Source organism: Rhizobium sp. ZPR4 (assembly GCF_040215725.1).
GTDB classification, from domain to species: domain Bacteria; phylum Pseudomonadota; class Alphaproteobacteria; order Rhizobiales; family Rhizobiaceae; genus Rhizobium; species Rhizobium rhizogenes_D.
In genome coordinates this window covers 2308000-2333031 of sequence record NZ_CP157967.1, presented here as the reverse complement: position 1 = coordinate 2333031, position 25032 = coordinate 2308000, and the positions used below count along the sequence as shown (strand labels likewise).

At 60.2% G+C, this 25032-nt stretch carries 25 protein-coding genes; 8 read left to right on the top strand and 17 right to left on the bottom strand.

Translation table 11 applies throughout. The features are described 5' to 3' along the window. The first annotated feature begins 221 nt into the window (after nt 1-221). From ABOK31_RS11470 to ureG, 4 genes are all read left to right on the top strand, one after another. Nucleotides 222-1082: a GGDEF domain-containing protein gene (locus ABOK31_RS11470; protein ID WP_174172127.1), complete on the top strand. Its 861-nt coding sequence runs from the start codon at nt 222-224 to the stop codon at nt 1080-1082. A 78-nt stretch (nt 1083-1160) separates the two neighbouring features. Further along, nucleotides 1161-1646, top strand: coding sequence for an urease accessory protein UreE (gene ureE / locus ABOK31_RS11465; protein WP_349956119.1), 486 nt, complete (start codon nt 1161-1163; stop codon nt 1644-1646). A 6-nt stretch (nt 1647-1652) separates the two neighbouring features. After that, on the top strand, nt 1653-2339 hold the full coding sequence (locus ABOK31_RS11460; RefSeq protein WP_349958932.1) for an urease accessory protein UreF: 687 nt from the start codon (nt 1653-1655) through the stop codon (nt 2337-2339). A 106-nt stretch (nt 2340-2445) separates the two neighbouring features. Continuing rightward, nucleotides 2446-3057 carry an urease accessory protein UreG gene (gene ureG / locus ABOK31_RS11455; RefSeq protein WP_174172130.1) on the top strand — a complete coding sequence of 204 codons (612 nt, stop codon included), beginning with the start codon at nt 2446-2448 and terminating at the stop codon, nt 3055-3057. A 38-nt stretch (nt 3058-3095) separates the two neighbouring features. On the opposite strand, the gene ABOK31_RS11450 is transcribed toward ureG, so the two are convergent. The 7 genes from ABOK31_RS11450 to ABOK31_RS11420 form a co-directional block, all read right to left on the bottom strand. Next, entirely contained in the window at nt 3096-6416 is a 3321-nt protein-coding gene (locus ABOK31_RS11450; protein ID WP_349956118.1) for an efflux RND transporter permease subunit, read from the bottom strand. A 13-nt stretch (nt 6417-6429) separates the two neighbouring features. After that, complete coding sequence (locus ABOK31_RS11445; RefSeq protein WP_174172132.1) at nt 6430-7620, bottom strand: efflux RND transporter periplasmic adaptor subunit; 1191 nt, start codon at nt 7618-7620, stop codon at nt 6430-6432. A 388-nt stretch (nt 7621-8008) separates the two neighbouring features. Continuing rightward, complete coding sequence (locus ABOK31_RS11440; protein WP_174172133.1) at nt 8009-8977, bottom strand: ABC transporter substrate-binding protein; 969 nt, start codon at nt 8975-8977, stop codon at nt 8009-8011. 56 nt (nt 8978-9033) lie between these two features. After that, nucleotides 9034-10167, bottom strand: coding sequence for an ABC transporter permease (locus ABOK31_RS11435; protein ID WP_349956117.1), 1134 nt, complete (start codon nt 10165-10167; stop codon nt 9034-9036). Next, nucleotides 10164-11051: an ABC transporter permease gene (locus tag ABOK31_RS11430; protein ID WP_349956115.1), complete on the bottom strand. Its 888-nt coding sequence runs from the start codon at nt 11049-11051 to the stop codon at nt 10164-10166. The genes ABOK31_RS11435 and ABOK31_RS11430 overlap by 4 nt, the downstream gene beginning before the upstream one ends. Nucleotides 11052-11053: 2 nt before the next feature. Continuing rightward, nucleotides 11054-11389 carry a hypothetical protein gene (locus tag ABOK31_RS11425; RefSeq protein WP_174172136.1) on the bottom strand — a complete coding sequence of 112 codons (336 nt, stop codon included), beginning with the start codon at nt 11387-11389 and terminating at the stop codon, nt 11054-11056. Between the two features lie 9 nt (nt 11390-11398). Next, nucleotides 11399-12190: an ABC transporter ATP-binding protein gene (locus ABOK31_RS11420; protein WP_174172137.1), complete on the bottom strand. Its 792-nt coding sequence runs from the start codon at nt 12188-12190 to the stop codon at nt 11399-11401. A 124-nt stretch (nt 12191-12314) separates the two neighbouring features. On the opposite strand from ABOK31_RS11420, the gene ABOK31_RS11415 reads away from it, so the two are divergent. After that, nucleotides 12315-12728: a cupin domain-containing protein gene (locus ABOK31_RS11415; protein WP_349956113.1), complete on the top strand. Its 414-nt coding sequence runs from the start codon at nt 12315-12317 to the stop codon at nt 12726-12728. Nucleotides 12729-12863: 135 nt separating this feature from the next. Here ABOK31_RS11415 and hydA read toward each other — a convergent pair whose 3' ends face one another. Together hydA and ABOK31_RS11405 are read right to left on the bottom strand one after the other, a co-directional pair. Then, a complete protein-coding gene (gene hydA / locus ABOK31_RS11410) occupies nt 12864-14318 on the bottom strand; it encodes a dihydropyrimidinase (RefSeq protein ID WP_174172139.1) in 1455 nt (484 codons plus the stop codon). A gap of 48 nt (nt 14319-14366) precedes the next feature. Further along, on the bottom strand, nt 14367-15620 hold the full coding sequence (locus ABOK31_RS11405; RefSeq protein WP_349956112.1) for a Zn-dependent hydrolase: 1254 nt from the start codon (nt 15618-15620) through the stop codon (nt 14367-14369). Nucleotides 15621-15928: 308 nt separating this feature from the next. On the opposite strand from ABOK31_RS11405, the gene ABOK31_RS11400 reads away from it, so the two are divergent. Continuing rightward, nucleotides 15929-16573, top strand: coding sequence for a TetR family transcriptional regulator C-terminal domain-containing protein (locus ABOK31_RS11400; RefSeq protein ID WP_174172141.1), 645 nt, complete (start codon nt 15929-15931; stop codon nt 16571-16573). A gap of 88 nt (nt 16574-16661) precedes the next feature. Here ABOK31_RS11400 and ABOK31_RS11395 read toward each other — a convergent pair whose 3' ends face one another. The 5 genes from ABOK31_RS11395 to ABOK31_RS11375 all read right to left on the bottom strand — a co-directional run bounded on the left by ABOK31_RS11395 (nt 16662) and on the right by ABOK31_RS11375 (nt 22173). Then, the gene (locus tag ABOK31_RS11395; protein ID WP_349958930.1) at nt 16662-16748 is read right to left on the bottom strand and encodes an SEC-C metal-binding domain-containing protein; all 87 of its coding nucleotides are present in this window, start codon (nt 16746-16748) and stop codon (nt 16662-16664) included. Nucleotides 16749-17033: 285 nt separating this feature from the next. Then, nucleotides 17034-18347 (bottom strand): NAD-dependent dihydropyrimidine dehydrogenase subunit PreA, encoded by a 1314-nt coding sequence (gene preA, locus ABOK31_RS11390; RefSeq protein ID WP_174172142.1) that lies wholly within the window; start codon nt 18345-18347, stop codon nt 17034-17036. A 13-nt stretch (nt 18348-18360) separates the two neighbouring features. Continuing rightward, complete coding sequence (locus ABOK31_RS11385) at nt 18361-19719, bottom strand: NAD(P)-dependent oxidoreductase (protein ID WP_174172143.1); 1359 nt, start codon at nt 19717-19719, stop codon at nt 18361-18363. 480 nt (nt 19720-20199) lie between these two features. Further along, on the bottom strand, nt 20200-21150 hold the full coding sequence (locus ABOK31_RS11380) for a sensor histidine kinase (protein ID WP_174172207.1): 951 nt from the start codon (nt 21148-21150) through the stop codon (nt 20200-20202). Between the two features lie 228 nt (nt 21151-21378). Continuing rightward, nucleotides 21379-22173: a response regulator gene (locus tag ABOK31_RS11375; RefSeq protein WP_174172144.1), complete on the bottom strand. Its 795-nt coding sequence runs from the start codon at nt 22171-22173 to the stop codon at nt 21379-21381. A gap of 261 nt (nt 22174-22434) precedes the next feature. On the opposite strand from ABOK31_RS11375, the gene ABOK31_RS11370 reads away from it, so the two are divergent. Further along, entirely contained in the window at nt 22435-22641 is a 207-nt protein-coding gene (locus ABOK31_RS11370) for a NepR family anti-sigma factor (protein ID WP_174172145.1), read from the top strand. A gap of 12 nt (nt 22642-22653) precedes the next feature. Beyond that, nucleotides 22654-23205: an RNA polymerase sigma factor gene (locus ABOK31_RS11365; protein ID WP_004107036.1), complete on the top strand. Its 552-nt coding sequence runs from the start codon at nt 22654-22656 to the stop codon at nt 23203-23205. 96 nt (nt 23206-23301) lie between these two features. On the opposite strand, the gene ABOK31_RS11360 is transcribed toward ABOK31_RS11365, so the two are convergent. The 3 genes from ABOK31_RS11360 to ABOK31_RS11350 form a co-directional block, all read right to left on the bottom strand. Then, complete coding sequence (locus tag ABOK31_RS11360) at nt 23302-23706, bottom strand: hypothetical protein (RefSeq protein WP_174172146.1); 405 nt, start codon at nt 23704-23706, stop codon at nt 23302-23304. Nucleotides 23707-23715: 9 nt separating this feature from the next. Then, nucleotides 23716-24066 carry a hypothetical protein gene (locus ABOK31_RS11355; RefSeq protein ID WP_349956111.1) on the bottom strand — a complete coding sequence of 117 codons (351 nt, stop codon included), beginning with the start codon at nt 24064-24066 and terminating at the stop codon, nt 23716-23718. Nucleotides 24067-24235: 169 nt separating this feature from the next. After that, nucleotides 24236-25027 (bottom strand): heme ABC transporter ATP-binding protein, encoded by a 792-nt coding sequence (locus tag ABOK31_RS11350; protein WP_349956110.1) that lies wholly within the window; start codon nt 25025-25027, stop codon nt 24236-24238. Nucleotides 25028-25032 lie beyond the last annotated feature (5 nt).

Genomic DNA, 25032 nt, shown 5'->3' with positions numbered 1-25032 from the left:
TTTTTCGTATGCTGCACGCTGGACGCAACAATATCAATGACATGACGCGTCGGTGCTCCCGCCACCCATTTCTATCGGCAGGCCGGATTTTGTGCATGCATTTCCCCGGCTGTTCACAACTTGGGAAATGCACCACATTTTAATCATTCCGTTAAAGACCTGGAAGCGTCTTAGCCCCTATCTCACATGACTGAAATGATGGGCTGAGGAAGGTGAATCGCATGAAGCAATGGATTTCGCTGCAGGCCGAGCTCGGTAATTTTCAGCAGCGACGTGCGATTTTTATTTTCGCGCTTAAGATGAGTTTCGTTGCGGTCATCATGTCGCTGGGAATCATCCTGGTGCTGCTTTTTGTGCTGCAATGGCTCGATCTTCTGCCGCTGCCGATCTTCGAGGCGTTGCGCTTTGGTGTTCTGCTGGCATGGATTATCGGAGGCACCGTATCCGGCGCGCTCGCGGTGCTGGCAGGCTTTTCCATCCATAGGCTCGCGGTCTCCCGCGCTGAATTCGAGCGGTTGAGCCGCACCGACATGCTGTCCGGCCTGCTCAATCGCCGTGCCTTTACCGAGGCGTTGAATATGGCCGGAGACGGTGCTTCGCTGGCGATTTTTGATCTGGATCGATTCAAGACGATCAACGATCGGTTCGGGCATGCATCTGGCGATGCGGTAATCGTTGCGGTGTCGCGGTTATTTTCCGATACCTTCACCGGAGAAGACGTGATTGCACGGCTCGGCGGTGAGGAATTTGGCGTCATCATCCACGGCGGAGATACGGCCGAGCGCATCGCGCGCGTTGAGGAGATCAAGGAGCAGATTGCCGAACATCCGATCGCCATTGAAGGCGGATCGGTGAAGATCACCATCTCCGCCGGGATTGCCGATATCGGCAAGGATCGCAAGACGGAGACCGTCTATGCCGCCGCCGACAAGGCACTTTATCTTGCCAAGACGCTCGGCCGCAACCGCGTTATGCACGAGCGCGAGCGTCTGTCGCAGGTCTGGCATCGCTGTGCCACCGAGCAGGAGCAGGAGGCGACGACGGATGTCAGGGAGCTGCAACGCTACGTGCAGCGGATGTGAGGCGCCCGCGCGTCATTGATGCTTGCGCGGGAGGCGACTATTTTGCATGGTCCGATAAAGTATTAAACTGGAACAGTCATGCTACGCGTCACCTCCTATCTGCCGGCCGGCACCCCTTCCTCCAATCCGATCGATCGTGTCGTGCTGCCGCATGATCTCAGGCATCTGCGCCGCAAGCTGCTGCATCTCGAAAACGGAGAGATGGTCATGCTCGATCTCAAGGAGCCGGTGCTGTTTGCGAGCGGCGATCTGCTGGTGCGCGAGGATGGCGAGCTGATCGAGATCGTTGCCGCCGACGAGAAGCTTTTCGAGATCCGCCCGCGCGATCGCAGGCATCTGATCGAGCTTGCCTGGCATCTGGGCAACCGGCATCTTTCGGCTCAGATCGAGGAGGAACGTATCCTGATCCTGCGCGATCATGTGATCCGCGCCATGCTCGAGGGACTGGGGGCTGTCGTGACCGAGGTCAGCGAGCCCTTCCAGCCCGCTCGCGGCGCCTATCACTCCCATGGCAGCCATTCGCATGGCCACGGGCACGATCACCACAACCATTCCCACGATTGAACCGTGATGACCAATACCGCGGTTTCCGACGATGGCGACCTGCCGGCGCTCCTGCGGCTGATGACTTGGCTGTCGCCAGCGTTTCCTGTTGGGTCGTTCGCCTATTCTGGCGGTCTTGAGCGCGCGGTGCATGACGGACTGGTTCGTGACAGTGCCGGTCTCAATGACTGGATTGCCGCGCTCATTCAACATGGCTCCGCGTGGAATGATGCAGTGCTGCTGGTCGAGGCGCATCGGGCGGGTGCGGACAGGCTGCGGCTTGCGGCGGTTGCGGAGCTTGCCGAAGCATTGGCCGGCTCGAAGGAACGGCATAACGAGACCATGCTGCTTGGCGATGCCTTTCTCTCGGCCGCGGCTGCGTGGCCCAACGATATCTTTTCCATGCTCCCGGCAAAGACCGCCTATCCGGTTGCGGTCGGCGCAATTGCCGGCGCACATGGTATTTCCGCGGAAAAGGCTGTAGCCGCCTTTCTGCATGCCTCGGCCTCGCAGATGGTGTCATCCGGCATCCGCCTTGGCGTCAGCGGGCAAAAGGATGGTGTTGCTATCCTTGCACGGCTCGAGGAGCTCTTCGCCGCTGTGGCGCGACGGGCGGCGCAATCCAGTCTCGACGATCTCGGAGCGGCTGCCGTGCAGGCAGATATTGCCAGCCTGCGCCACGAGACCCAGGCCACGCGGCTCTTTCGGTCATGATGAGTGCCACCTGGAAAATACTGAAATTGAAGCATCGTCTACGTCATTCGCCGCTGTGCGACCGCCCGACGCTTGGCTATGCTGTTGCTTTATCGGAGTTGCGAGCATGAAATCGAGACATGGACCCTTGCGCGTCGGCATCGGCGGCCCGGTCGGTTCCGGCAAGACGGCGTTGACGGAGAAGCTGTGCAAGGCGATGCGCGACGACTATTCCGTCGCCGTCGTCACCAACGACATTTACACGACCGAAGATGCGGAAGCGCTGGTGCGCATGCAGGCGTTGCCTTCGGATCGCATCGTCGGCGTCGAGACCGGCGGATGCCCGCACACGGCCATCCGCGAAGATGCGACGATCAATCTGCAGGCTATCGCCGGTCTGAGCGAGCGGCTTCCTGATCTCGACGTCGTCTTCATCGAATCCGGCGGTGACAATCTGGCCGCAACCTTTTCGCCCGATCTTGCCGATATCACCATCTACGTGATTTCGGTGTGCCAGGGAGAGGAAATTCCGCGCAAGGGCGGCCCCGGCATCACCAAATCCGACCTTCTTGTCATCAACAAGAAGGATCTGGCGCCCTTCGTCGAGGTCGATCTCGATGTGATGGACCGCGATGCCAACCGCATGCGCCAGGCGCGTCCCTTCGTCTTTTCCGACATGAAGCGGGGCGAGGGCGTCAATAAGATCGTCGATTTCCTAAAGGAACAGGGCGGCCTTTGAGCCGCCCCGTCATTATCTCCATATCCGCTGAGACTGGTCTACTCCGCCGCGAAGGGCGGCAGCTTTAGGACGTTCGTGCCCACGGACCTGCTTCTGCCATCCTTGTTCTCGATGGCCTCGAGCCGCTCTTCCAGGCTGGTGAGCGATTGCCGGTTTTCGTTGACGGCGACGGCCAGGCCTTCCTTGGTCACCACTTCGTCATCCGCATCCTTCCTGCCGACAAGCCTGCCGAAGAGGTAGCCGAGCAGGCGGGACAGATCGTCCATGATCAGGAAGAAGGACGGCACGACCACCAGGCTGAGCACGGTGGAAACGATGATGCCGCCGATCACCGCAATCGCCATCGGTGCGCGGAACGAACCGCCTTCGCCGACACCGAGAGCCGATGGCAGCATGCCGGCCGACATGGCGATCGAGGTCATGATGATCGGGCGGGCACGCTTGCGGCCGGCTTCGACGACTGCCTCCAGCCGCGGCATGCCCTGATGCATCATTTCGATGGCGAAATCGACGAGAAGGATGGCGTTCTTCGTCACGATGCCCATCAGCATGAGAATGCCGATCATGACGGGCATGGAAAGCGCATTGCCGGTCATGATCAAGGCCAATGCCACGCCGCCGATCGCCAAGGGCAGCGACAGCAGAATGGTGAAGGGCTGGATCACGTCCTTGAACAGCAGGATCAGCACGGTCAGGACGAGCATCAGGCCGAGCAGCATGGCGTTGCCGAAGCTCTGCTCCATCTCCTTCTGGACCTTGGTATCGCCGCTTTCGGCCAGATGCACGGTTGCCGGGATCTTGGCGTTGCTGACGATCTCGAGGAAGTGGTCGGACGCCGTATCCAGCGCCACGCCCTGCGGCAGGTCAGCGCCGATGGCGACGACGCGGAAGCGGTTGTTGCGCTTGATCGAGGACAGGCCTTCCGAATAGTCGATATCGGCAACGCTCGACAACGGCACGGTGGTGCCCGTTGACGTCTTGATGCGCAGGGCACGGATCGCCGCCAGATCGCGGCGCATGCCGAGCGAAGCCTGAACGCGGATCGGAATTTGGCGATCGTCGAGCGAGATCTTCGCGAGCGAGGCGTCGATATCGCCGATGGTCGCCACGCGGATTGTGTCGGAAATCATCTGCGGCGTGATGCCGAGGCGCGCCGCCTCGTCCTTGCGCGGATAGATCTGCAGCTCAGGACGGGGCAGGGCACCGTCGGCGCTGACATTGGCGAGCGCCGGATCGGTGCGCAGCTTGGCTTCCAGAATGCCGACCGCCTGGTTCAGATCCTTCTCGCTGCGCGAGAGGAAGTTATAGGTCAAGTCGCGGTCGCCACGGTCGTTCAGCTTGGTTATGCGGACGTCGGGGATCGAACGAAGCTTGGCAAAGACTTCCTTTTCGATATCCCATTGCGGGCGCACGCGGCCATGGACCGTGACCTTCGGCAGGTGGGGGCCAATGATGGGCAGCGAACCCAGCACATCGTTCACCAACTTCTTCGCCAGCGACTGGTCGAGTTTGCCGAGCGTCAGCGTCACTGTTGCGCGGCGCAGCTCCAGATCGCCCTTCGGCGAAGCGCCGCCGAGCACGAAGACGCTTTCGACCCCGTCTATGCCTTTCACACGGCGATAGATCTCGTTGGTTGCCTGTTCCGTGTCGTCAAGCCGGGCGTTCGGCGGCAGTTCCGCCGACAGCACGATACGCGAGGCGTCTTCCGGCGGGATGAAACTGCCGGGAACGAACATGATGAGAGCGAAGACCGAAGCGACCGAGAAGGCGAAGGCGGCAAGCAGCGTCGGGTAGCGCGTGTACCAGCGCTTCGTCGTCAGCCGCACCAGCCAGCTATAGCCGCGCATGAAGCGGCCGTCATTGTCGTGATGGTCGTCGACACCATCTTCGGCGCGCATCAGATAGGCGGCCATCATGGGTGTGATCAGACGCGCCACCAGCAGCGAGAAGAACACCGAGAAGGCGACCGTCAGGCCGAACTGGATAAAGTATTGGCCCGGGATGCCCGGCATGAAGGAGACGGGCACGAAGACTGCGATGATGGTGAAGGTCGTTGCGATAACGGCAAGGCCGATCTCATCGGCAGCGTCGATGGCGGCGCGATAGGGCGTTTTGCCCATCTTGATGTGGCGGGCGATGTTCTCGATTTCGACAATGGCGTCGTCGACGAGAATGCCTGTTGCCAGCGTCAATGCCAGGAAGCTGACAAGATTCAGCGAGAAGCCGATCTGGTTCATGATCCAGAATGTCGGGATCGCGGAGAGCGGCAGAGCAACCGCCGATATCAGCGTCGCCCGCCAGTTCCGCAGGAACAGGAAGACGACGATGACGGCCAGTATGGCGCCTTCGATCAGCGTGTGCATCGCGGATTCGTAGTTGCCATAGGTGTAGTAGACGGAGTCGTCGATCATCTCGATCGAGACGTTCGGATTCTCGGCGCGAACCTTGTCGAGCGTGTCTGCCACCGTCTTGGCGACGCTCACCTCGCTGGCGCCCTTGGCGCGGAATACGCCGAAGGTGACGACGGGCGCGCTGTTGAACCGCGAGAACGACTTCGGTTCCTGATAGGTGTCCTTGATGGCACCGAGGTCTGAGAGCTTGACGAAGCGGCCGTTGGTCAGCGCAATCGTCGTATCGGCGAGCTGGGCGACATTACGGGCGTCGCCGAGCACGCGGATCGCCTGCTCGCTGCCGGCAACCTGGCCGCGGCCGGAGCCGAGGTCGATGTTGGTGCTGCGAAGCTGCTGGCTCACCGAAAGCGCGGTGATGCCATAGGCGTTCAGCTTGTTGGGATCGAGCTCGATGCGCACTTCGCGATCGGCGCCGCCATAGCGGTCGACGCGGCCGATACCCGGCTTGCCCTGCAGCGCGCGCTTGACCGTATCGTCCACGTACCAGGACAGCTCTTCGAGCGTCATGTTCGGCGAGGACACGGCGAAACTCTGGATCGCCTGGCCGACGACATCGACCTTGGAGACGATGGGCTCATCGATGGTCGACGGCAGGTTGCCGCGGATGCGGTCGATGGCATCCTTGGTATCCTGAACGGCCTGCTCGGTCGGCACCTCCAGGCGGAAGACGACGACGGTCTGCGATTGGCCGTCGGTGATGGTCGATTGTATCTCGTCGATGCCGTTGATGCTGGCAACGGCGTCTTCGATCTCCTTCGTCACCTGCATTTCGAGCTCGGCCGGCGAGGCGCCGCTCTGCGTCACGGTGACGTTGACGATGGGCACGTCGATGTTCGGGAAGCGGGTGATGGGCAGATTGAAGAAGGCGTGCGCGCCCACCACCATCAGCAGAAAGAAGCCGAGGAGCGGGGCGACCGGATTTCGGATGGACCAGGCGGAGAAGTTCATCTTGCCGTCTCGTTCAGTTGGAGGCTTGCGACGCGTCGCGCACGGGCGTGATGTGATCGCCGTCGCGAACATAGGCACCAGCTTTGGCCACGACTTCGTCACCGGCTTTCAGGCCCTTGACGATCTCGACATAGCCTGCGTCCTGAATGCCGGTCTCGACAGTCACGAACTTGACCACGCCATTTTCGACCTTGCGGGCGGAAGAACCGTTTTCCTCGCTGTTGACCGCCGTCAGCGGCAGCGCGACGCCATCTTCCTGACGAATGATGATCTCGGCGCTGCCATACATGCCGGCGCGAGCCTTCTCGCCGTCGTCGATCGTGATATGCACCGCACCGAGGCGGGTGACGGGATCGACGATCGGGGCAACAAGACGAACGGTTCCGGCAAGCTTTTCGCGGCTGCCGGAAAGCGCGATCAAGGCCTTCTGCCCGGTCGAGATCCTGGTGATGTCACTCTCGGAGACATCGACCACGAGCTCGAGCTGGCTGTCGCGGATGATGGTGAAAAGCGGGTCGCCATTGCCGTTGGCTATGGCGCCGACGCGAGCATTACGCGAGGCGACGGTGCCGGCGACCGGGGTCTTGATGCCGGTGCGGGCGAGCTTCAGGTCCGTGTCGGCGATCTGGCTATCGGTGACTTTCAGGTCGGCCTCGGCAACGGCGATTGCCTGCTCGGCGGAAACCACGCGCGCCTTGTTGGCGGCGGCCGAAGCATTGGCCTGCTCCACCGAGGAGGTCGACATCGTGCCCTTGGCGCCCATCGCAACGGCGCGGACGCGCTGCAATTCGGCCTCTTCCGCATTGGCGCGGGCTTCGGTGAGTTGTGCGTGCAGCTGCGCAAGGCTTGCCTCGCCCTTGGCCCGCGTCGCCTGCATCTGGCTCTTTTGCAGGATCAGCGCGTCATCGTTCAGCGTGGCGAGCGTGCTGTCGGCTTCGACCTTGTCGCCGACATCGGCATTCAGCGAGCGGATCGAGAGACCGTCCACCTGCGGCTGGATATAAACTTCTTCGACGGCCTTCACCGTGCCGGTCGCGACGACTTTGTCGGTCAGGTGGCGCATCGTGGCTGTGGTGATGACGATTGCAGGCAGGTTCTGTTTCGGCGTGGTGACGGCGGGCTGCTCTGCCAAGGCGGCGGGTGCGGCCAGCAGGGAAAGCAGGATGGCAGTCGTGCTCAGAAGTCTAAACGGCGTGAGGGCCATGCGTGCGGTTCCAGTTCGGCCTTTGGTCAAAGGGATTTCGCTACTTTCCGTCGCGAACACGGGGGATCACTGCATGCGAGCCGGCTTCCCCGGCGGATCTATATCCGTCATGCCTGCAGGTTCCTCATCCTAAAATCGCCCCTGTAGATGGGAGCGGTTTTCAATTTTCGCAAGATCACGAGAAAATGATTTCGCGGGTATTTCTATCGCTCGCAACCTTGCGAAGCAATCACGGCATTGTGATGTCTGCATTCGAATAGTTGATGGTCGACGGCTTTTCAGGCAATTGCCGCGAGAAAGCCAGCCTTTTGTTGCTGCTGTTACAAAATGAAAAAAACGCGCGGGACCGGAAGCTCCGCGCGTTTCCATGATTTGACGTGCCCTGAGACTATTTCAGAGCGGCGTCGGTGATTTCGTGCGTGTAGGCGCCAGTCGGCTTCTTGTTGATGATCTTCTGATCGAGCAAGGCTTCGACCGTACGGTCATAGGTCTTCATGTCGAGCTTGCCGTTGCCGATCAGCTTGGCGACTTCGCCTGCCATGCGCTTCTGGTGGTTTTCATCCTGGCCGCCATTGTCCATGACGATTTCGGCGGCTTCATCCGGATGCTCGACGGCATATTTCCAGCCCTTCAGCGAAGCACGGACGAACTTCACCATGTCGGCCTTGAACTTCGCATCCTTCAGCTTGTCTTCCTTGACGTAGAGGCCGTCTTCCAGAAGGTCGTTGCCGAGCTTGGTGTAGTTGAAGACGGTCAGGTCTTCGGCCTTGAAGCCGGCATCGATCGCCTGCCAGTACTCGTTATAGGTCATGACGGAAATGCAGTCGGCCTGCTTCTGGACGAGGGGCTGCACGTCGAAGCTCTGCTTCAGAACGTTGACGCCATCCTTGCCGCCGTCGGTCTTCAGGCCGAGCTTATGCATCCAGGCGAAGAAGGGATATTCGTTGCCATAGAACCAGACGCCGAGGGTGTGACCCTTGAAATCCTTCTCCGTCTTGACTGGGCCGTCCTTCGGGCAGATCAGCTCCAGACCGGATTTTTCGAAGGGCTGGGCGATGTTGATGAGCGGCACGCCCTTTTCGCGGGCAACCAGCGCACCGCCCATCCAGTCGACGATCACGTCGGCGCCGCCGCCGGCGATTACCTGCTCCGGAGCGATATCAGGCCCGCCCGCCTTGATATCGACATCGAGGCCTTCTTCCTTATAGAAGCCCTTGTCTTTGGCGACGAAGTAGCCGCCGAACTGAGCCTGGGCCACCCATTTCAGCTGCAGGGTCACCTTGTCCGCCGCCATCGCGGCCTGGGTGGCGGCAAGCGTCATGGCGCTTGCCATCAATGCAAACATTATTTTTTTCATATCTTCACCCTTTTCCCTCTGGAGTTATGCCTCGATCCCTTGGAAGGGATCCTGGATTACGTCTGCCCACCGCGGATAGACGGATGCCAGAACGTCACCATTCGTTCGATGATGGCGACGATACCGTAGAAAACGGAACCTGCAACCGCGGCAACCGCGATCTCGGCCCAGACCATGTCGAGGTTCAACCGACCGTTTTCGGTTGAAATGCGAAAGCCCATGCCCGACATGGGCGTGCCGAAGAACTCCGCCACGATGGCACCAATCATCGCCAGGGTCGAGTTGATCTTCAGCGCATTGAAAATAAAGGGAGCGGCAGCCGGCAGACGCAGCTTGAAGAGCGTCTGCCAATAGCTCGATGCGTAGGTGCGCATCAGGTCGCGTTCCATGTTGCCGGCGGCGGCAAGGCCAGTCACCGTGTTCACCAGCATCGGGAAGAAGGTCATTATGACGACGACGGCGGCCTTGGATTGCCAGTCGAATCCGAACCACATAACCATGATCGGCGCGACGCCGATGATCGGCAGGGCCGAGACGAAATTACCGATCGGCAGCAGGCCGCGGCGCAGGAAGGCGAAGCGGTCGGCCAGAATGGCGACGATGAAACCGCTGGCGCAGCCAATGATGTAGCCGATGAGGACAGCGGTGAGGATCGTCTGGCGCACATCGATCCAGAGCGTCGGCAAGGAGTTGGCGATCCGGGCGCCGATGGCGCTCGGCGGCGGCAGCAGAACCAGGGAAACGCCGGCGCCGCGGGTGACCGCTTCCCAGATGATCAATATCCATATGCCGAAAATCGCCGGGATCAGCAGCCGCAGCGTATAGTTGCTGGCGGTCGAGTGCGAGCGCATCGATGACAGGACGGAAACGCAGCGCCAGGCCAGCAACCAGGCGGCGGCGATCAGAATGAAGAAGGACGCTTGCGCCTTGCCTTCATTGCCGGAAATTCCCGCAAGCAACAGCCATGCCGCCGCATGCGCGCCGAAGAAGAGGGTCGCAGCACTCAGCTCCTCGGAGAGACGCATGAAGGAGAGGGCAGCGGCAGCGGCTATGAGAACGAATATGACGAAGTTCGTGCCGCTGCTGACGGGTGCCGCGGCATCGGCTGCAAGCAGCGGCAATGCGGGGATCGCCAAAAGACAGAGAAGAATGGCAAGGACGCCCTGCCAGGAGAAATGAAAGGATCTCATGCCGTTCTGCCTCCCATCGAGCGCTCGACGATGCGGGCGGCGACGCTGACGATGCCGACGAGAATTGCCGCGAGGACGGAGCCGGCGACCAGCGCTGCCCATATGTCGATCGTCTGGCTGTAATAGGAGCCTGCCAAGAGCTTTGCGCCGATGCCGGCGACCGCGCCCGTCGGCAGCTCGCCGACGATCGTTCCGACGAGACTTGCGGCGATTGCGACCTTCATCGAGGTGAAGAGGAAGGGGATCGAGGCCGGCACGCGCAGCTTCCAGAAGGTTTGCCAGCTGCTGGCATTATAGGTGCGCATCAGGTCGAGATGCATGATCTCCGGCGAGCGCAGGCCCTTCGTCATGCCGACGGTGACCGGGAAGAACGACAGATAGGTGGAAATCAGCGCCTTGGGGATCAGCCCGTCTATCCCAAGCGCACTGAAGACGACGATGATCGTCGGCGCTATGGCCAGGATCGGGATCGTTTGCGACGCGATGATCCAGGGCATCAGGCTGCGGTCGAGCGCGACGAGATGAACGATGCCCACTGCGAAGAGTACGCCGAGGATTGTGCCGAAAGCAAAGCCAAGAGCCGTCGGAGCCAGCGTCACCCAAGCGTTGTACACCAGACTGCGATTGCTTGTGGGCACCCGCAAGAAGGTGTTTTCGAAAACATTCTGCGCAACCTGATGTGGCGCAGGCAGAGTCGGCTTCGGCTGTGACAGCGTCTTGCCGATGAATTCCACCGTCGTCGGGCTGACATTGCCGCGCCGATCCATATCGCGCTGGAACGGTGCGTTGAGGATGATGGCGAAGACGTACCAGAGCAGGATGATCGCCAGCACGATGGTCGTGATCGGCAGGAACTTGTGCTTGAAGAACTGTTCCTTCTCCATGCTCATGCCCTTCCTTGCGTTGGAAGCAGCATGAGGATCATGGCGACGATGCCAAGGCCTACGCCGGCAAGCTGCTGCAGGCTCAGCCGCTCACCAAAGACGATGAAGGCGATGACGTTGACGACGACGAGCTGCGCGATGGAGGAGGCAGAGATCGCCAGGCCAAGCCCGCCCTCGCGCATCAGCCGCACCATCATCAGATTGCCGACGCAATAGAGCGCGAGCGACAGGATCAGCACCAACATGTTGTTGTTGGCGATGTAGGCGCGCGAGGCGGTTGCACCGCTGATGAAGATCGCCATCGCGCCAACGAGCCACAGGAGGAATTGCGGGTTCATGGCCTAATCCTATTCCTCGTAGCTGTGTCCGGCCCGCAAGCCTTCCCGGACGCGGTGGGCGATTTCGAGAAATTCCGGTGTTTCGCGAATGCCGAGCGGTCGCTCCGCCGGAAGCGTCGATTCGATGACATCGGTGACGCGGCCCGGCCGCGGCGACATGACCACGATCTTGGTGGAGAGGTAGACCGCTTCCGGTATGGAGTGGGTGACGAAGCAGATGGTCTTGTTCGTCTGCTTCCACAGCTTCAGAAGCTGTTCGTTCAGGTGGTCGCGGACGATTTCGTCAAGCGCGCCGAAGGGCTCGTCCATCAGCAGCAAATCGGCATCGAAGGCTAGCGCGCGGGCGATCGAGGCACGCTGCTGCATGCCGCCGGACAGCTGCCAGGGAAACTTATGTTCGAAGCCATTGAGATTGACGAGTTCCAGCGTCCGGGCGATGCGCTTGGCCTGCTCATCCCGGTCATAGCCCATGATCTCAAGCGGCAGGGCGATGTTCTTCTCGATCGTGCGCCAGGGATAGAGGGCCGCAGCCTGAAAGACGTAGCCGTAGGCACGAGCCTTGCGGGCATCTTCCGGCGACATGCCATTGACGCTGATATCGCCCGATGTCTTGCGCTCGAGATCGGCGATGACGCGCAGGAACGTGGTCTTGCCGCAGCCGGAAGGGCCGATGAAGGAGACGAAATCGCCCTTGCGAACATCGAGATCGACATTGCTCAGCGCATGCACCGGCCCATCGTTCGTATTGTAGGTGAGACAGAGATTCCGCGCGGAGACGACGGAGGAAGCGGATAACGTCATTAACACCTACCAGTCCTGTTTTCGCCGCATGGTTGGGGCGGATTGCGTGTTATCCTGTTTGGCATTGCCGCAGTCCGGAAAGGCGAGAGCGCCTTGTGGCTGCCGGACCGAGGGGAGCAATGCCATGAGTGTCTCATCGAAGCCCACCTGCCGTATCGTGCGGCCCGGCGGCACCTATGCCGGAAAACAGGGCTTCAGCTATTTCGAAGGGATTGCCGCCGAGACAGTGGGCTCGACGGGGATTTGCATGCATCTTTTGACCATCCCGCCGGGCGCTCGTGCCAAAGCGCATCTTCACGCCTCGCATGAGACAGCGATCTACGCGATTTCGGGTGAGACGCATTGCTGGTTCGGCGAGCGGCTGGAAGAGCATGTCATCGTTCGCGAGGGCGAGATGTTCTATATTCCGGCCGGCATTCCGCATCTTCCGGCGAATCTCAGCGATCGGCCGGCGACAGCGGTCATCGCCCGCACCGACCCGAACGAGCAGGAAAGCGTGGTCCTGCTGCCGGATCTGGAGCGGTATGTGCCGCGCTAGAGCCGTTTCGTTTTTCTTCGAATCGCGAAAATGCTCTATCCCTTTGTTTTTACGCAATTCCGGACGGAAAACCGCTACGCACTTTTCCTGAAATTGCTCTAGGCGGCCGATGAGCCGAAGCGCCGTGCCCAAGCGTCATACCCCGCTGGCGGGGATGCCGCTGCGCTGCACCTTGCGCGGCGCTGTGACTTCTTTCCAGGTGGAAAGTGCCCGGTTGACGGCGGTGAAGGGGTCGCGCTTGACGAACTCGCCGTGGCCCTCCCTGGTCTTGACCGTGCCTTCCTCGATGGCGACGATGCCGCGCGTCAGCGTATAGCGCGGCAGGCCCGTCACTTCCTTGCCCTCGAAGACGTTGTAGTCGATCGCCGACTGCTGCACCTTGGCGGTGATGGTTTTCGAGCGCTTCGGGTCCCAGACGACGATATCGGCGTCGGCGCCGACGAGGATCGCGCCCTTCTTCGGATAGACGTTGAGGATTTTGGCGATGTTGGTCGAGGTGACGGCGACGAATTCGTTCATCGTCAGGCGGCCGGTGTTGACGCCGTAAGTCCAGAGCATCGGCATGCGATCCTCGAGGCCGCCGGTGCCGTTCGGGATCTTGGTGAAGTCGTTGAGGCCGAAGCGCTTCTGCTCGGTTGTAAACGCGCAGTGGTCGGTTGCGACCACCTGTAGCGAGCCGGAGGCAAGACCGGCCCAGAGGCTGTCCTGATGCTGCTTGTTGCGGAAGGGCGGCGACATGACGCGGCGGGCGGCGTGATCCCAATCCGCATTTGCATATTCGCTTTCGTCGAGCGTCAGGTGCTGGATCAGCGGTTCGCCATAGACGCGCATACCCTTCTGGCGGGCGCGGCGGATGGCTTCGTGGGCCTGCTCGCAGGAGGTATGGACGATATAGACCGGCGAACCCGCCATATCGGCGATCATGATGGCGCGGTTCGTTGCCTCGCCCTCGACTTCTGCCGGGCGGGAATAGGCATGCGCTTCCGGCCCATTATTGCCTTCGGCCAAAAGCTTTGCCTGCATCTGCGCGACCACATCACCGTTTTCGGCATGGACGAGCGGCAAGGCGCCGAGCTCGGCGCAGCGCTGGAAGGAGGAGAACATTTCGTCGTCATCCACCATCAGCGCGCCCTTATAGGCCATGAAGTGCTTGAAGGTGTTGATGCCCTTGTCGCGGACGATGGCTTCCATCTCGTTGAAAACCTGTTCGCCCCACCAGGTGATCGCCATGTGGAAGGAATAGTCGCAGGTCGCGCGGGTGGACTTGTTGTCCCACATATCAAGCGCTTCGAGCAGCGACTGGCCGGGCGAGGGGAGCGCGAAATCCACCACCATCGTGGTGCCGCCGGCAAGGGCTGCGCGGGTGCCGCTCTCGAAGTCGTCGGAGGAATAGGTCCCCATGAACGGCATTTCGAGATGCGTATGCGGATCGATACCGCCAGGCATGACGTAGCAGCCTGAGGCATCCAGCACTTCGTTGCCTGACAGATTCTGCCCGATTTCGACGATCTTGCCGCCTTCGACCTTGACGTCTGCCTTATAGGTCAGATCGGCCGTGACGATGGTTCCACCCTTGATGACTGTGCTCATGGTGCATGCTCCAGATGTGTGAAGTTCCGATGCTGGGAATCGCGGCCGTCAGGCCACGATCTCTGCCGTCTCGACGACTGCGTGGAACAGCACATCCGCACCGGCGGCTGCCCATTCCTTGGAGATTTCTTCCGCCTCGTTGTGCGAGAGGCCGCCGACGCAGGGACACATGACCATCGTGGCAGGGGCGACCTTGGCGGCCCAGCAGGCATCATGACCGGCGCCGGAGATGATATTCATGTGGCTGTAGCCGAGCCTTTCGGCGGCATCGCGCACTGACGTGACGAGCTTGGGATCGAAGGTCACCGGCTCGAAATGGCCGATGGCTTCCACCGAGCAGCCGACGCCGAGGCCATCACAAATCTTTTTCGCTTCCGCTTCGATCTTGGCGCGCATGCGGTCGAGCTTTTCCTTGTCCGGCGTGCGGATGTCGACGGTGAAGACGACCTTGCCCGGCAGGACATTGCGGGAGTTCGGCGAAAAGAAGACCTGACCGACACCGCCGACAGCGCCCGGTTGGTTTTCCATCGCCACGCTCTGCACCATCTCGACGATCCGCGACATGGCAAGGCCGGCATTGACGCGCAGATTCATCGGCGTCGAGCCGGTATGCGCCTCCTTGCCGGTCAGCGTGAATTCCAGCCACCACAGGCCCTGACAGTGCGTGACGACGCCGATGGTCTTGTTCTCGGCTTCGAGGATCGGGCCTTGTTCGATATGATATTCGAAATAGGCGTGCATCTTGCGGGTGCCGACTTCCTCGTCGCCGAGCCAGCCGATGCGCTTCAACTCGTCACCATAGGTTTTGCCTTCCGGATCCTTGCGGCCATAGGCATAGTCCAGCGTGTGCACGCCGGCAAAGACGCCGGACGCCAGCATGGCAGGCGCAAAGCGTGCGCCTTCCTCGTTCGCCCAATTGGTAACGACGATCGGATGCTTGGTCTTGATGCCGAGGTCGTTCATCGTACGGACGACTTCCAGCGCTGCGAGCACGCCGAGCACGCCGTCGTATTTGCCGCCGGTCGGCTGGGTATCGAGATGCGAGCCGACATAGACGGGCAGCGCGTTCGGGTCGGTGCCGGCGCGGGTCGCGAACATCGTGCCCATCTTGTCGACGCCGACGGTCATGCCCGCCTTGTCGCACCAGGTCTTGAAAAGGCTGCGTCCTTCGGCGTCGGCATCGGTCAGCGTCTGACGATTGTTACCGCCGGCAATGCCGGGGCCGATTTTCGCCATGTCCATCAGCGTATCCCAAAGGCGATCGCCATTGATACGCATGTTTTCTCCTGGCGCTGCCACCATGATGCAATCCTCACCTGTTTGTCCTGGGGCATGCAAGGCGCATGCCCGAAATCGTTCCCGTTGGTCTTATTCCAAATTCCCGAGCGCCGTCTTGTTTTTCTTGCCCGGAAAATCGCCAGTTGCCTTTAAGAAACATCTGAAGGATAATTTGACCGATTGGTAAACATTACAACTTCCGTGGCGCGGCTCAAGACGAAAAGCACGAAAATTTCCGATAAAATTTCAGGCGATTGCCTAAAATCGATGCATCGACAGGTGAATGAGGGAACGGCCGAAAGGCTTGGATTTCAAGGAGAAACAGAGCACACATGGCCATCCCCAGAGCCGCCAGGACGCAGCGCCGCACCCGTATCCAGGAAGAGAAAGAGGAAATCATACTGGAAGCCGCGCTGGACGTGTTTTCCGTCAGCGGCTTCCGCGGTTCTACTATCGACCAGATCGCTGAAGTCGCCGGCATGTCGAAGCCCAATCTGCTCTATTATTTCCGCACCAAAGAGGCGATGCACCGGGCCTTGATCGACCGCGTGCTGTTTACCTGGCTGGAGCCGCTTCGTGCCTTCGATGCCAACGGCAATCCGGAAAGCGAGATCCGCTCCTATATTCGCCGCAAGCTCGAAATGGCCCGCGATTTTCCGCGCGAAAGCCGGCTCTTTGCCAATGAGATGCTGCAGGGCGCACCGCATGTGGAAGACGAGCTGCGCGGACCGCTGAAGAGCCTTGTCGACGAGAAGGTGGAGGTTATCCGTGCCTGGGCTCAGGCCGGTAAGATCGCCAAATGCGATCCCTATCACCTGATCTTCTCGATCTGGTCGACCACGCAGCACTATGCGGATTTTGACGTGCAGGTGCGCGCCGTGCTCGGCGACGAGCATTCGGGCGAGGGACGTTTCGAGGATGCCGCCCGCTATCTCGAGCAGCTTTTCGTCGATGGGCTGCGCATTCGTCATAGCTGAACGGCAGCGCAATTCAAAAATTGCGCTGCGCCTGGAGATGATGGACGTCAGCCCCGTTCCCTAAAAGTAGTAATCTCGTTCGATGCCATCATAGCGGCCCGACGTCAGGCAGCAGTTCTTGAAATCGCCTCCGGGAACCGCAGGGACAGGGATCGTTACGGCCGAGTTTTTCGATCAGTTCGACATCGCCATGGACGAATTGCGAACCGGCTTTGACCCGAGTTTCCGATGGGAAAGACTTGCGCCGTTTGGACGTGACCTCAAAAGCTCACGTCGTGGAGGGTTTTGGACTTGCGTGACATGGTCGCCTCCTCTGAGTTGCTGTTCCTGCGATGGTTCGCAGTGCATGTCCTATAACTTGATTTCCATGCTTTTGCGAGGTGCTTGGCGCATCGGCTAAAAAGAAGACGGCCGCAGCAAGCCGCGACCGCCTTTTGAATGCTTGCGGATTTTGTCGTTATTATTCCGCAGCCTGCCGCGCCATCGGGTTGTTCGGATGGGTCGTCCAGTTGGCGTAGTTCGGATCGACAACCTTGCCGGTGCGCTTGTCGAGCGAACCTGCCGGAAGCTCTTCCATGGTAATGCAGTTCTCGACCGGACAGACGTTGACGCAGAGATTGCAGCCGACGCATTCCTCTTCCATCACCTCGAAGCGCCTGACGCCATCAACAAAGTTGGTGATTGCCTGGTGCGAGGTGTCCTCGCAGGCGATATGACAGCGGCCGCACTGGATACAGGCATCCTGGTCGATCTTCGCCTTGGCGATGTAGTTGAGGTTCAGATACTGCCAGTCGGAGACGTTCGGAACGGCGCGGCCGGTGATGTCATCCAGGCTGCGGTGGCCCTTTTCGTCCATCCAATCGGAAAGACCGGTAATCATCTCTTCGACAATCTTGAAGCCGTAGGTCATCGCCGCCGTGCAGACCTGCACGTTGCCGGCGCCGAGCACCAGGAATTCGGCCGCATCGCGCCATGTCGTGATGCCGCCGATGCCGGAGATCGGCAGGCCATAGGTTTCCGGATCGCGGGCGATTTCGGCCACCATGTTGAGCGCGATCGGCTTGACTGCCGGGCCGCAATAGCCGCCATGGCTGCCCTTGCCGCCGACCGTCGGGTTCGGCGCGAAGTTGTCGAGATCGACCGAGACGATCGAGTTGATCGTGTTGATCAGCGAGACGGCATCGGTCCCGCCGGCCTTGGCGGCGCGGGCGGGCTTGCGGATATCGGTGATATTCGGTGTCAGCTTGGTGATGACGGGCATGCGGGTGTATTGCTTGCACCAGCGCACGACCATTTCGATATATTCCGGCACCTGTCCGACGGCGGAGCCCATGCCGCGCTCGGACATGCCGTGCGGACAGCCGAAGTTGAGTTCGATGCCGTCGGCGCCGGTTTCTTCGACCAGCGGCAGGATTGCCTTCCAAGCCTGTTCCTCACAGGGCACCATGATCGACGCGATGAGCGCGCGATCCGGCCAGTTCATCTTCACCTGCTTCATTTCGCGCAGGTTGGTGTAGAGGTCGCGGTCGGTAATCAGCTCGATGTTGTTGAGACCGAGCAGACGGCGGTCGGCGCCCCAGATCGCGCCGTAGCGCGGGCCGTTGACGTTGACAACAGGCGGGCCTTCCTCGCCGAGCGTCTTCCAGACCACGCCGCCCCAGCCTGCCTTGAAGGCGCGCTCGACGTTGTAGGCCTTGTCGGTCGGCGGTGCGGAGGCCAGCCAGAACGGGTTCGGGGACTTGATGCCAACGAAATTATTGCGGAGATCTGCCATGTCGGTTCTCCTTTCAGGCGACTGCAGCGGCCGACTTAGCGGCAGCGAGCGCACGGTTGATGGATTCGGCCGCGTCGCGACCCTGTGCCACGGCCGAGACCGTCAGGTCATCGCCGCCAAGCACGCAGTCGCCGCCGGCCCATACGCCTTCGATCGAGGTCCGGCCTTCGCCGTCGATGAAGATGCGGCCGGCTTCCATGCGCAGTGCGCCGAGGCCTGAGGCTTCGAACGTCTGGCCGATTGCCTTGAAAATCTGGTCGGCGGCAATGACGCCGACATCACCGGTAGCGGTGAGCTTGCCGTCGCGCAGTTCAGTATATTCGACTTCGATGCCGGCAACCTTGCCGTCCTTGTCGAGGATGCGCTTCGGGGCGAGCCAGTGGCGGATGATGACGCCCTTGGAGGCGGCAAGATCCTGCTCGAATTCCGAGGCGTTCATGTGTTCCTTGCCGCGGCGATAACAGATCGTCACTTCTTCAGCGCCGAGCAGCTTGGCCTGTACAGCCGCATCGATCGCGGTCATGCCGCCGCCGAGAACGACGACGCGCCGGCCGATGGCGATATCGGCCTTGCTGCCGGCCTGACGAAGCTCGGCGATATATGCGACGGCATCGGCGACGCCATCGAGGTCTTCGCCTTCGGCGCGCAGCGCATTGACGCCGGCAAGGCCGAGACCGAGGAAGACGGCGTCATATTGTTGGGAGAGGTCGGAAAGGCTGAAATCGCGGCCGAGCGCCTGGCCGTTCTTCACCTCGATGCCGCCGATGGCGAGCACGTAATCGACTTCCTTCTGGGCGAAGTCATCGACCGCCTTGTAGGTGGCGATACCGTATTCGTTCAGGCCGCCGGCCTTTTCGCGGGCGTCGAAGATGGTGACATCATGGCCGTTGACCGCGAGGCGGTGGGCGCAGGCGAGGCCGGCCGGGCCGGCACCGATGACGGCGATCTTCTTGCCGGTGGAAGCGGCGCGCGAATAGAATTGCTTGTTTTCTGCCATCGCCGCATCGGTCGCGTAGCGCTGCAGCCGGCCGATCTCGACCGGGCGCTCTTCGGCAGTATTGCGCACGCACGCCTGTTCGCAGAGCTGTTCGGTGGGACAGACGCGGGCGCACATTCCGCCGAGGATGTTCTGATCGAAGATCGTCTTCGCCGAGCCGATGGGATTACCCGTCGAGATCTGACGGATAAACATCGGAATGTCGATGGAGGTGGGACAGGCCGTCATGCACGGCGCGTCGTAGCAGAAATAACAGCGGTCGGATGCGACCAGCGCCTCGTGTTTGTTGAGGCGCGGATGAAGATCGGAAAAGTTTGCATCATATTCGGCCGGGGTGAGCCTGCCTTTATGAATCCCAGTTTCCAGTCGTCCCATTGAAGTTCCCTCTTATAGTAAACGGCTAGTACTGGAACGGTAACTCAGCTTAAAAAATTTATCAAACGGTAAAATTTTGATCGCAAAGCGTGCCTCGATACGCCCTCCTGCTAGGGAATGGGAACGTTTTCGATCACTGGATCTTGCGATTTAAGCCCATGATTTAGATAGCTTTTCTTCTTTTTCGGAGGAGGCCCGCGAGAGCTTTGGGCCTCGCAATGACTGCGGGCGTCCGCCTGTGATCCGAGGACAGTCATGCCTGCGGTTGCGCTGAAATGTGAAAAGCTGATGAATTTTTTTAGGTCTGAGTGGAACCAAGGCTCCGCAGCATCGTTATGCCCGTGTCCTGATGATGATCGCATCTTCTGATGCACGCCCAATACGTCTCAGGACTCTACTCACGGTCCCCTCCCGATGAGTGCAAAGCAGCCAGTGCGCCGCCCTCGCACTGGCTGTTTTATTTTGCCCCTGCCGTCCGCTTTAGCGGCGCCTCAGGATTTCATATTCAGTTTCGGGAATGGTGAGGCGATAGCCGATGCTGCCGTCATCAATGGCGAAGTCGGCGCGGCCGTTCATGGAGGTCGGCACAACGCGCTCGAGCACCGTACGGCTGAAGCTATTGTCCTCGAATTCATGATCAGTGGGCGCGTAGAAACGCTCGGACCAGGCGACCTCGATCGCCTTCTTACCGTCGAGTTCGGCTTCCTTGCAATTCAGCGTGATGCTCGTGGCGCCCGTCGAGATGGCGCCATGCGATGCGGAGTTGACGATGAGCTCATGCAAGGCAAGCCCCAGATGCACTGCAGCATTGGGCGTCAGATGCGCATTGATGCCATAGATCGGCATAGGCACGCCCGCATCGGGCCAATAGGGGGCGAACTGCTTTTCCGCTAGTTCGAACAAATATGCGCCGCGCCAGCTGGAATCGGTGATGAGATCCTGCGAATTCGACAGGGATTGCAGGCGGCCACGAAATTTGATGAGGAAATTATCGACGGAAAGCGTGTGGCGGGCAGTCTGCGTGGCGATACCCTGAATGATGGCGAGCAGGTTCTTGGAGCGATGCGACAGTTCGCGCAGCAGCGACTTCAGCACTTTTTCGCGGTGGCGGCTCTCGGTGATTTCGGAGATGACGGACAGCACGCCCTGCGGCTTGCGCCCGCCGATGCGTTCCATTTTCAGCTCGTAGACACGTGTGCCATCGCCACTGCTGATCTCAACCTCGGCGGTCGCTGGCTTGCCGCTTTCGAGCACGCCCCGCTTCAAACGCAAAAGGTGCTCGCCATCCTTTTCTCCAAAGAGATGCGAGTCATTGCCGCCTATGACGACAGACGACTGCAGATGGTCCGGCAGATTGTCGGCATAACGGATCGAAAGATTTACATCCTGGAACAGGATGGACACACTGGCGCTCGCAAGCGCCCGCTCCATCAGAGCGGCTTTGCCTTCCAAACTCAAAGGCGCGCCGGGTAATGGTTCAGACGTATTCACCGGCTTGCCTTTCACACGCAATTCGAGAACCCCGCCGATAGGGCATTCTCACTCGTAACAACTTGAACCGACCTATAGAATCGCCCCGGATAACAGTCGGTAAACCGGCCGTTTCGAACACAAACGCCCGGTTATGGTCTTTGTTCCGCCGTAAGGTTTTCACTTGGATCAGGCGGCCACCTTTGTGGTTTCGTTAAAGAAGAGGGCCTGGCTGATGAGGGCCTTCACCATGTCTGGATTGAAAGGCTTGGTCACGAGGAAGGTCGGTTCCGGCCGCTCGCCGGTCAACAGCCGCTCCGGGAAGGCGGTGATGAAGATCACCGGGATGCTGGCGGTCTTGAGAATGTCGTTGACGGCATCAATGCCCGAGCTGCCGTCTGCAAGCTGAATATCGGCAAGCACCATGCTCGGCTTTGTCGCATTATAGAGCGCGACCGCTTCGGAATGGGTGCGCGCGATGCCGGTGACGCGATGGCCGAGGCTTTCCACCATCTGCTCGATATCCATCGCGATAAGCGGCTCATCCTCAATGATCATGATATCGGTTGCCACCTGGCGCGAGATTTCCTGGGAGGCGGTATCGAGCAGGTGCATGGCATCGCTTTCAGAGACGTCGAGGATATCGGCGATTTCCCCGAGGCGGAAACTTTCGACCGATGCAAGCAGGAAGGCCTGACGGGCAAGCGGGGAGACCTTGGAGAGGTTCACGGACGCGCGCTGTTCCCAGGCGAAGGGAGAGGCCGGCTCGGGAATCTGAAGTGTCACGGAACCGAACAGCTTCGTGAACAGTTTATAGAGGGCGACACGGTCGCTGTCCGTGTCCGGAAAGATGGAGATGTCAGCGATGATGGCTTCCAAAACCGCAGCAACATAGGCGTCCCCCGACGTCTGCGTTCCGGTCAAAGCACGTGAATAACGCCGCAAATACGGAAGATGCGGCGCAATGCGTGTGGAAAGTGTCATCAATGGCTCCCGCCTTTATCAAATTCTAATTAAATACAGCCCAGAGGCCGCAATGACTAACAAACGTCAATTGAGTAAAAAAGTTCCTCTTTGTCGGAACTTTTTTTAGGCAGTCGCATTACAATGCTTACAATCGGTCGACCTCAACCTTTACGATTCGTTAGGCAACTGTTTTGAGTGAGGTCAACCGCTCTCCCGGACGGGGAGGCAAGGGCGCGCCTTATTGATGAACGCGAGACAATTGAGAAGCGAGCAGGCCAAATGACTATCCAGAATCACGAGGATGCAGACAAGAAAACTTCTGATCTGCGCGCGATGGATATCCTCGACCCCAACAATCAGATCGGCAACCGATTGCGCTCGTTCTATGCCGCCGTGCAGGACGAGGTCATTCCCGATCGCTTTCTCGACCTTTTAGAGAAGCTCGATCAGGCGGAGAGCCTGGCCTCGGCAAAGGTCTCCGAATAGGAGGTGCGCGCCATGGAAACGCAAACGAGCTTCAAGCGCGAACTTCTCGCCGCACTGCCGAGCCTCCGAGCTTTTGCCATTTCGCTGACCGGTCGCCACGATCGGGCGGATGATCTCGTCCAGGATACGATCATGAAGGCCTGGGCGAAGCAGGACCATTTCGAGATGGGCACGAATATGAAGGCCTGGCTCTTCACCATCCTGCGCAACGAGCTCTATAGCCAGATGCGCAAGAGCGGCCGCGAGGTGCAGGACAGCGACGGCGTATTTACCGAATCGATGGCGACGCATCCCTCGCAATATGGCGCCGTCGACCTGCAGGATTTCCGCAAGGCGCTGGATCAGCTGCCGCCGGATCAGCGTGAAGCGATCATCCTGGTGGGCGCTTCCGGCTTTTCCTACGAGGAAGCCGCCGAGATTTGCGGCTGCGCAGTCGGCACCATCAAGAGCCGTGTCAATCGTGCGCGCCAGCGGCTGCAGGAATTGCTGGATATTTCCGGCGAGGCGGATTTCGGCCCGGATGCCACTTCGGCGCCACTGACCTCCAAGGCATTTGCCTTCTGACAAAAAGGCCCGGTCTTCCGACCGGGCCGCTTCATATCAGGACCAATTCACTCAGTTTCCATGCCGCCGGTCGTTTCCGACTTTCGGGAAAGGCGGTCAATCGTCTTCGTCGCGCGTTCCAAACAGGTTGCCGAAGACGAGTGCGGCAGCAATCGCCGCAGTCATCAGCGGCTGTTTACGAACCAGGCCTAGAACTGCTGCTGCCACGGACTCCATAGCCAGCCGCCGCTCGCGGGCTCGCCGTTTCTCCTGCTGATTGATGATGGCCATGATGACAAGCACGATCAGCCCGAGCAGCAAGGCGCCTGCTGCAATCAGCAGCGCCGAAACCGCCGCGCCATAGATTGTCGCAAGCCAGATGGCTGCGGCCACAAGCGCGAAGCCATAGGCTGTCAGCAGAAGAAGAGCAGCGATGGCAATGAAAATACCGTTGCGCTTGGTTCGCGCAACGGTACGGTTGAATGTGCCCGACAGAAGCAGGCCGAGGATCGGAGCGATCATCCCGCCATCCTAGCGGCGAGACAGAAGCAGAGCAACGGCAAGGCCGAATGCAGCCGCCGCGCCGATGGTGGCGACGGGATGCTGACGTACGGTCCTGCGGACTTCGCGCGAGCCTCTGGTGTAGCCGCGCTGCAGATCGCGCAGCAGCTCCTCGCCGCGAACGGTCAGATCGTCAAATCCGGATTCGGCATTTGCACGCAGCTTCTTGCCTTGCTTGGCACCGCTTTCGCCGATCAGTTTGGCGAAAGCTGCAACTTCTTCCCGCAGCGATTCGATCTGATCCTCGATGCTTGCCTCGACATCGTGCAGGCTGCTGCCATTGCGCTTGCCGCGCGCCGAATGGAGAATGGATGTAGCCATATTCAGCTCCCTTTCGCTTTGCTTGGGCGCCCGGGGCGCCTGTCATCCGCGATGATCGGAGGTCATCCGACACACCAAGAGATACAGCGTTCGGAACATTGGTTCCGATCACCTGCTCTCAACGCGCGGATGCAACAAAAGGTTCCAGACGCTGCCGGATCGGGGATGCTCAGCTGGTGAGCGCGCTGTGGGCGAGGACGAAGGGCGCGCCATCGGCGGGAGTGCGATTGACCCGCAAATTGCAGCCGAACACGTCCTGAAGATGCTGATCCGTCAGCACGTCCCTGACCAGGCCCTTGGCTTGCAATCGGCCGTTTTTCAGCAGGATCATCCGATCGGCGAAAAGCGCGGTCAGGTTGAGATCGTGCATGACGGCAATGACGCCGCCGCCGCGCCGGCAAAAGTGCCGGGCAAGCGTCATGATGGTGAGCTGGTGGCTGATATCGAGGCTGGAGACCGGCTCGTCGAGAAGCAGCCAGCAGGGCTTGCCGTCGATGACAGGCTCGGAAATCTGGCAGAGCACGCGCGCGAGCTGGACGCGCTGCTGTTCGCCACCGGAGAGCTCCTGGTAGAAGCGGCCCTCGAAGCCGCCGAGATCGACGGCGGTAAGTGCCTCCGTCGCGGTGCGGTCGGCCTGCTCCGGATGGCGGTTGCGACCGCTGGTGAGACCCATGCGAACGATTTCGCGGACGGTGAAGGGGAAAGATATAGAGCTTGCCTGCGGCAGGACACCGCGCATTTCGGCAAGCTGCCAGGGTACCAGACTGCCGATTTCGGCGCCGTTCATATACACGGAGCCGCGATAGGCCAGTTCGCCCGATACGGCTTTCATCGTGGTGGTCTTGCCGGAGCCATTCGGTCCGCAGATTGCCGTCAGCGTTCCGGCCTCGGCGGTGAATGAGACATCCTCTACGACCGGCTTGCCGGCAAGCCGGACACTCAGATTGGAGACATCGATCATTCCGG

Bases quoted from the DNA above. Each gene is read 5' to 3' on its own strand.
- ABOK31_RS11440 (WP_174172133.1), bottom strand. From the start codon at position 8,977: ATGAAAAAAATAATGTTTGCATTGATGGCAAGCGCCATGACGCTTGCC.
- ABOK31_RS11460 (WP_349958932.1), top strand. From the start codon at position 1,653: ATGACCAATACCGCGGTTTCCGACGATGGCGACCTGCCGGCGCTCCTG.
- ABOK31_RS11350 (WP_349956110.1), bottom strand. From the start codon at position 25,027: ATGATCGATGTCTCCAATCTGAGTGTCCGGCTTGCCGGCAAGCCGGTC.
- ABOK31_RS11380 (WP_174172207.1), bottom strand. From the start codon at position 21,150: ATGGAGCGGGCGCTTGCGAGCGCCAGTGTGTCCATCCTGTTCCAGGAT.
- ureG (WP_174172130.1), top strand. From the start codon at position 2,446: ATGAAATCGAGACATGGACCCTTGCGCGTCGGCATCGGCGGCCCGGTC.
- ABOK31_RS11375 (WP_174172144.1), bottom strand. From the start codon at position 22,173: ATGACACTTTCCACACGCATTGCGCCGCATCTTCCGTATTTGCGGCGT.
- ABOK31_RS11355 (WP_349956111.1), bottom strand. From the start codon at position 24,066: ATGGCTACATCCATTCTCCATTCGGCGCGCGGCAAGCGCAATGGCAGC.
- ABOK31_RS11425 (WP_174172136.1), bottom strand. From the start codon at position 11,389: ATGAACCCGCAATTCCTCCTGTGGCTCGTTGGCGCGATGGCGATCTTC.
- ABOK31_RS11360 (WP_174172146.1), bottom strand. From the start codon at position 23,706: ATGATCGCTCCGATCCTCGGCCTGCTTCTGTCGGGCACATTCAACCGT.
- ABOK31_RS11385 (WP_174172143.1), bottom strand. From the start codon at position 19,719: ATGGGACGACTGGAAACTGGGATTCATAAAGGCAGGCTCACCCCGGCC.
- ABOK31_RS11400 (WP_174172141.1), top strand. From the start codon at position 15,929: ATGGCCATCCCCAGAGCCGCCAGGACGCAGCGCCGCACCCGTATCCAG.
- ABOK31_RS11365 (WP_004107036.1), top strand. From the start codon at position 22,654: ATGGAAACGCAAACGAGCTTCAAGCGCGAACTTCTCGCCGCACTGCCG.
- preA (WP_174172142.1), bottom strand. From the start codon at position 18,347: ATGGCAGATCTCCGCAATAATTTCGTTGGCATCAAGTCCCCGAACCCG.
- hydA (WP_174172139.1), bottom strand. From the start codon at position 14,318: ATGAGCACAGTCATCAAGGGTGGAACCATCGTCACGGCCGATCTGACC.
- ABOK31_RS11405 (WP_349956112.1), bottom strand. From the start codon at position 15,620: ATGGTGGCAGCGCCAGGAGAAAACATGCGTATCAATGGCGATCGCCTT.
- ABOK31_RS11470 (WP_174172127.1), top strand. From the start codon at position 222: ATGAAGCAATGGATTTCGCTGCAGGCCGAGCTCGGTAATTTTCAGCAG.
- ABOK31_RS11450 (WP_349956118.1), bottom strand. From the start codon at position 6,416: ATGAACTTCTCCGCCTGGTCCATCCGAAATCCGGTCGCCCCGCTCCTC.
- ABOK31_RS11415 (WP_349956113.1), top strand. From the start codon at position 12,315: ATGAGTGTCTCATCGAAGCCCACCTGCCGTATCGTGCGGCCCGGCGGC.
- ABOK31_RS11445 (WP_174172132.1), bottom strand. From the start codon at position 7,620: ATGGCCCTCACGCCGTTTAGACTTCTGAGCACGACTGCCATCCTGCTT.
- ABOK31_RS11420 (WP_174172137.1), bottom strand. From the start codon at position 12,190: ATGACGTTATCCGCTTCCTCCGTCGTCTCCGCGCGGAATCTCTGTCTC.
- ureE (WP_349956119.1), top strand. From the start codon at position 1,161: ATGCTACGCGTCACCTCCTATCTGCCGGCCGGCACCCCTTCCTCCAAT.
- ABOK31_RS11370 (WP_174172145.1), top strand. From the start codon at position 22,435: ATGACTATCCAGAATCACGAGGATGCAGACAAGAAAACTTCTGATCTG.
- ABOK31_RS11430 (WP_349956115.1), bottom strand. From the start codon at position 11,051: ATGGAGAAGGAACAGTTCTTCAAGCACAAGTTCCTGCCGATCACGACC.
- ABOK31_RS11435 (WP_349956117.1), bottom strand. From the start codon at position 10,167: ATGAGATCCTTTCATTTCTCCTGGCAGGGCGTCCTTGCCATTCTTCTC.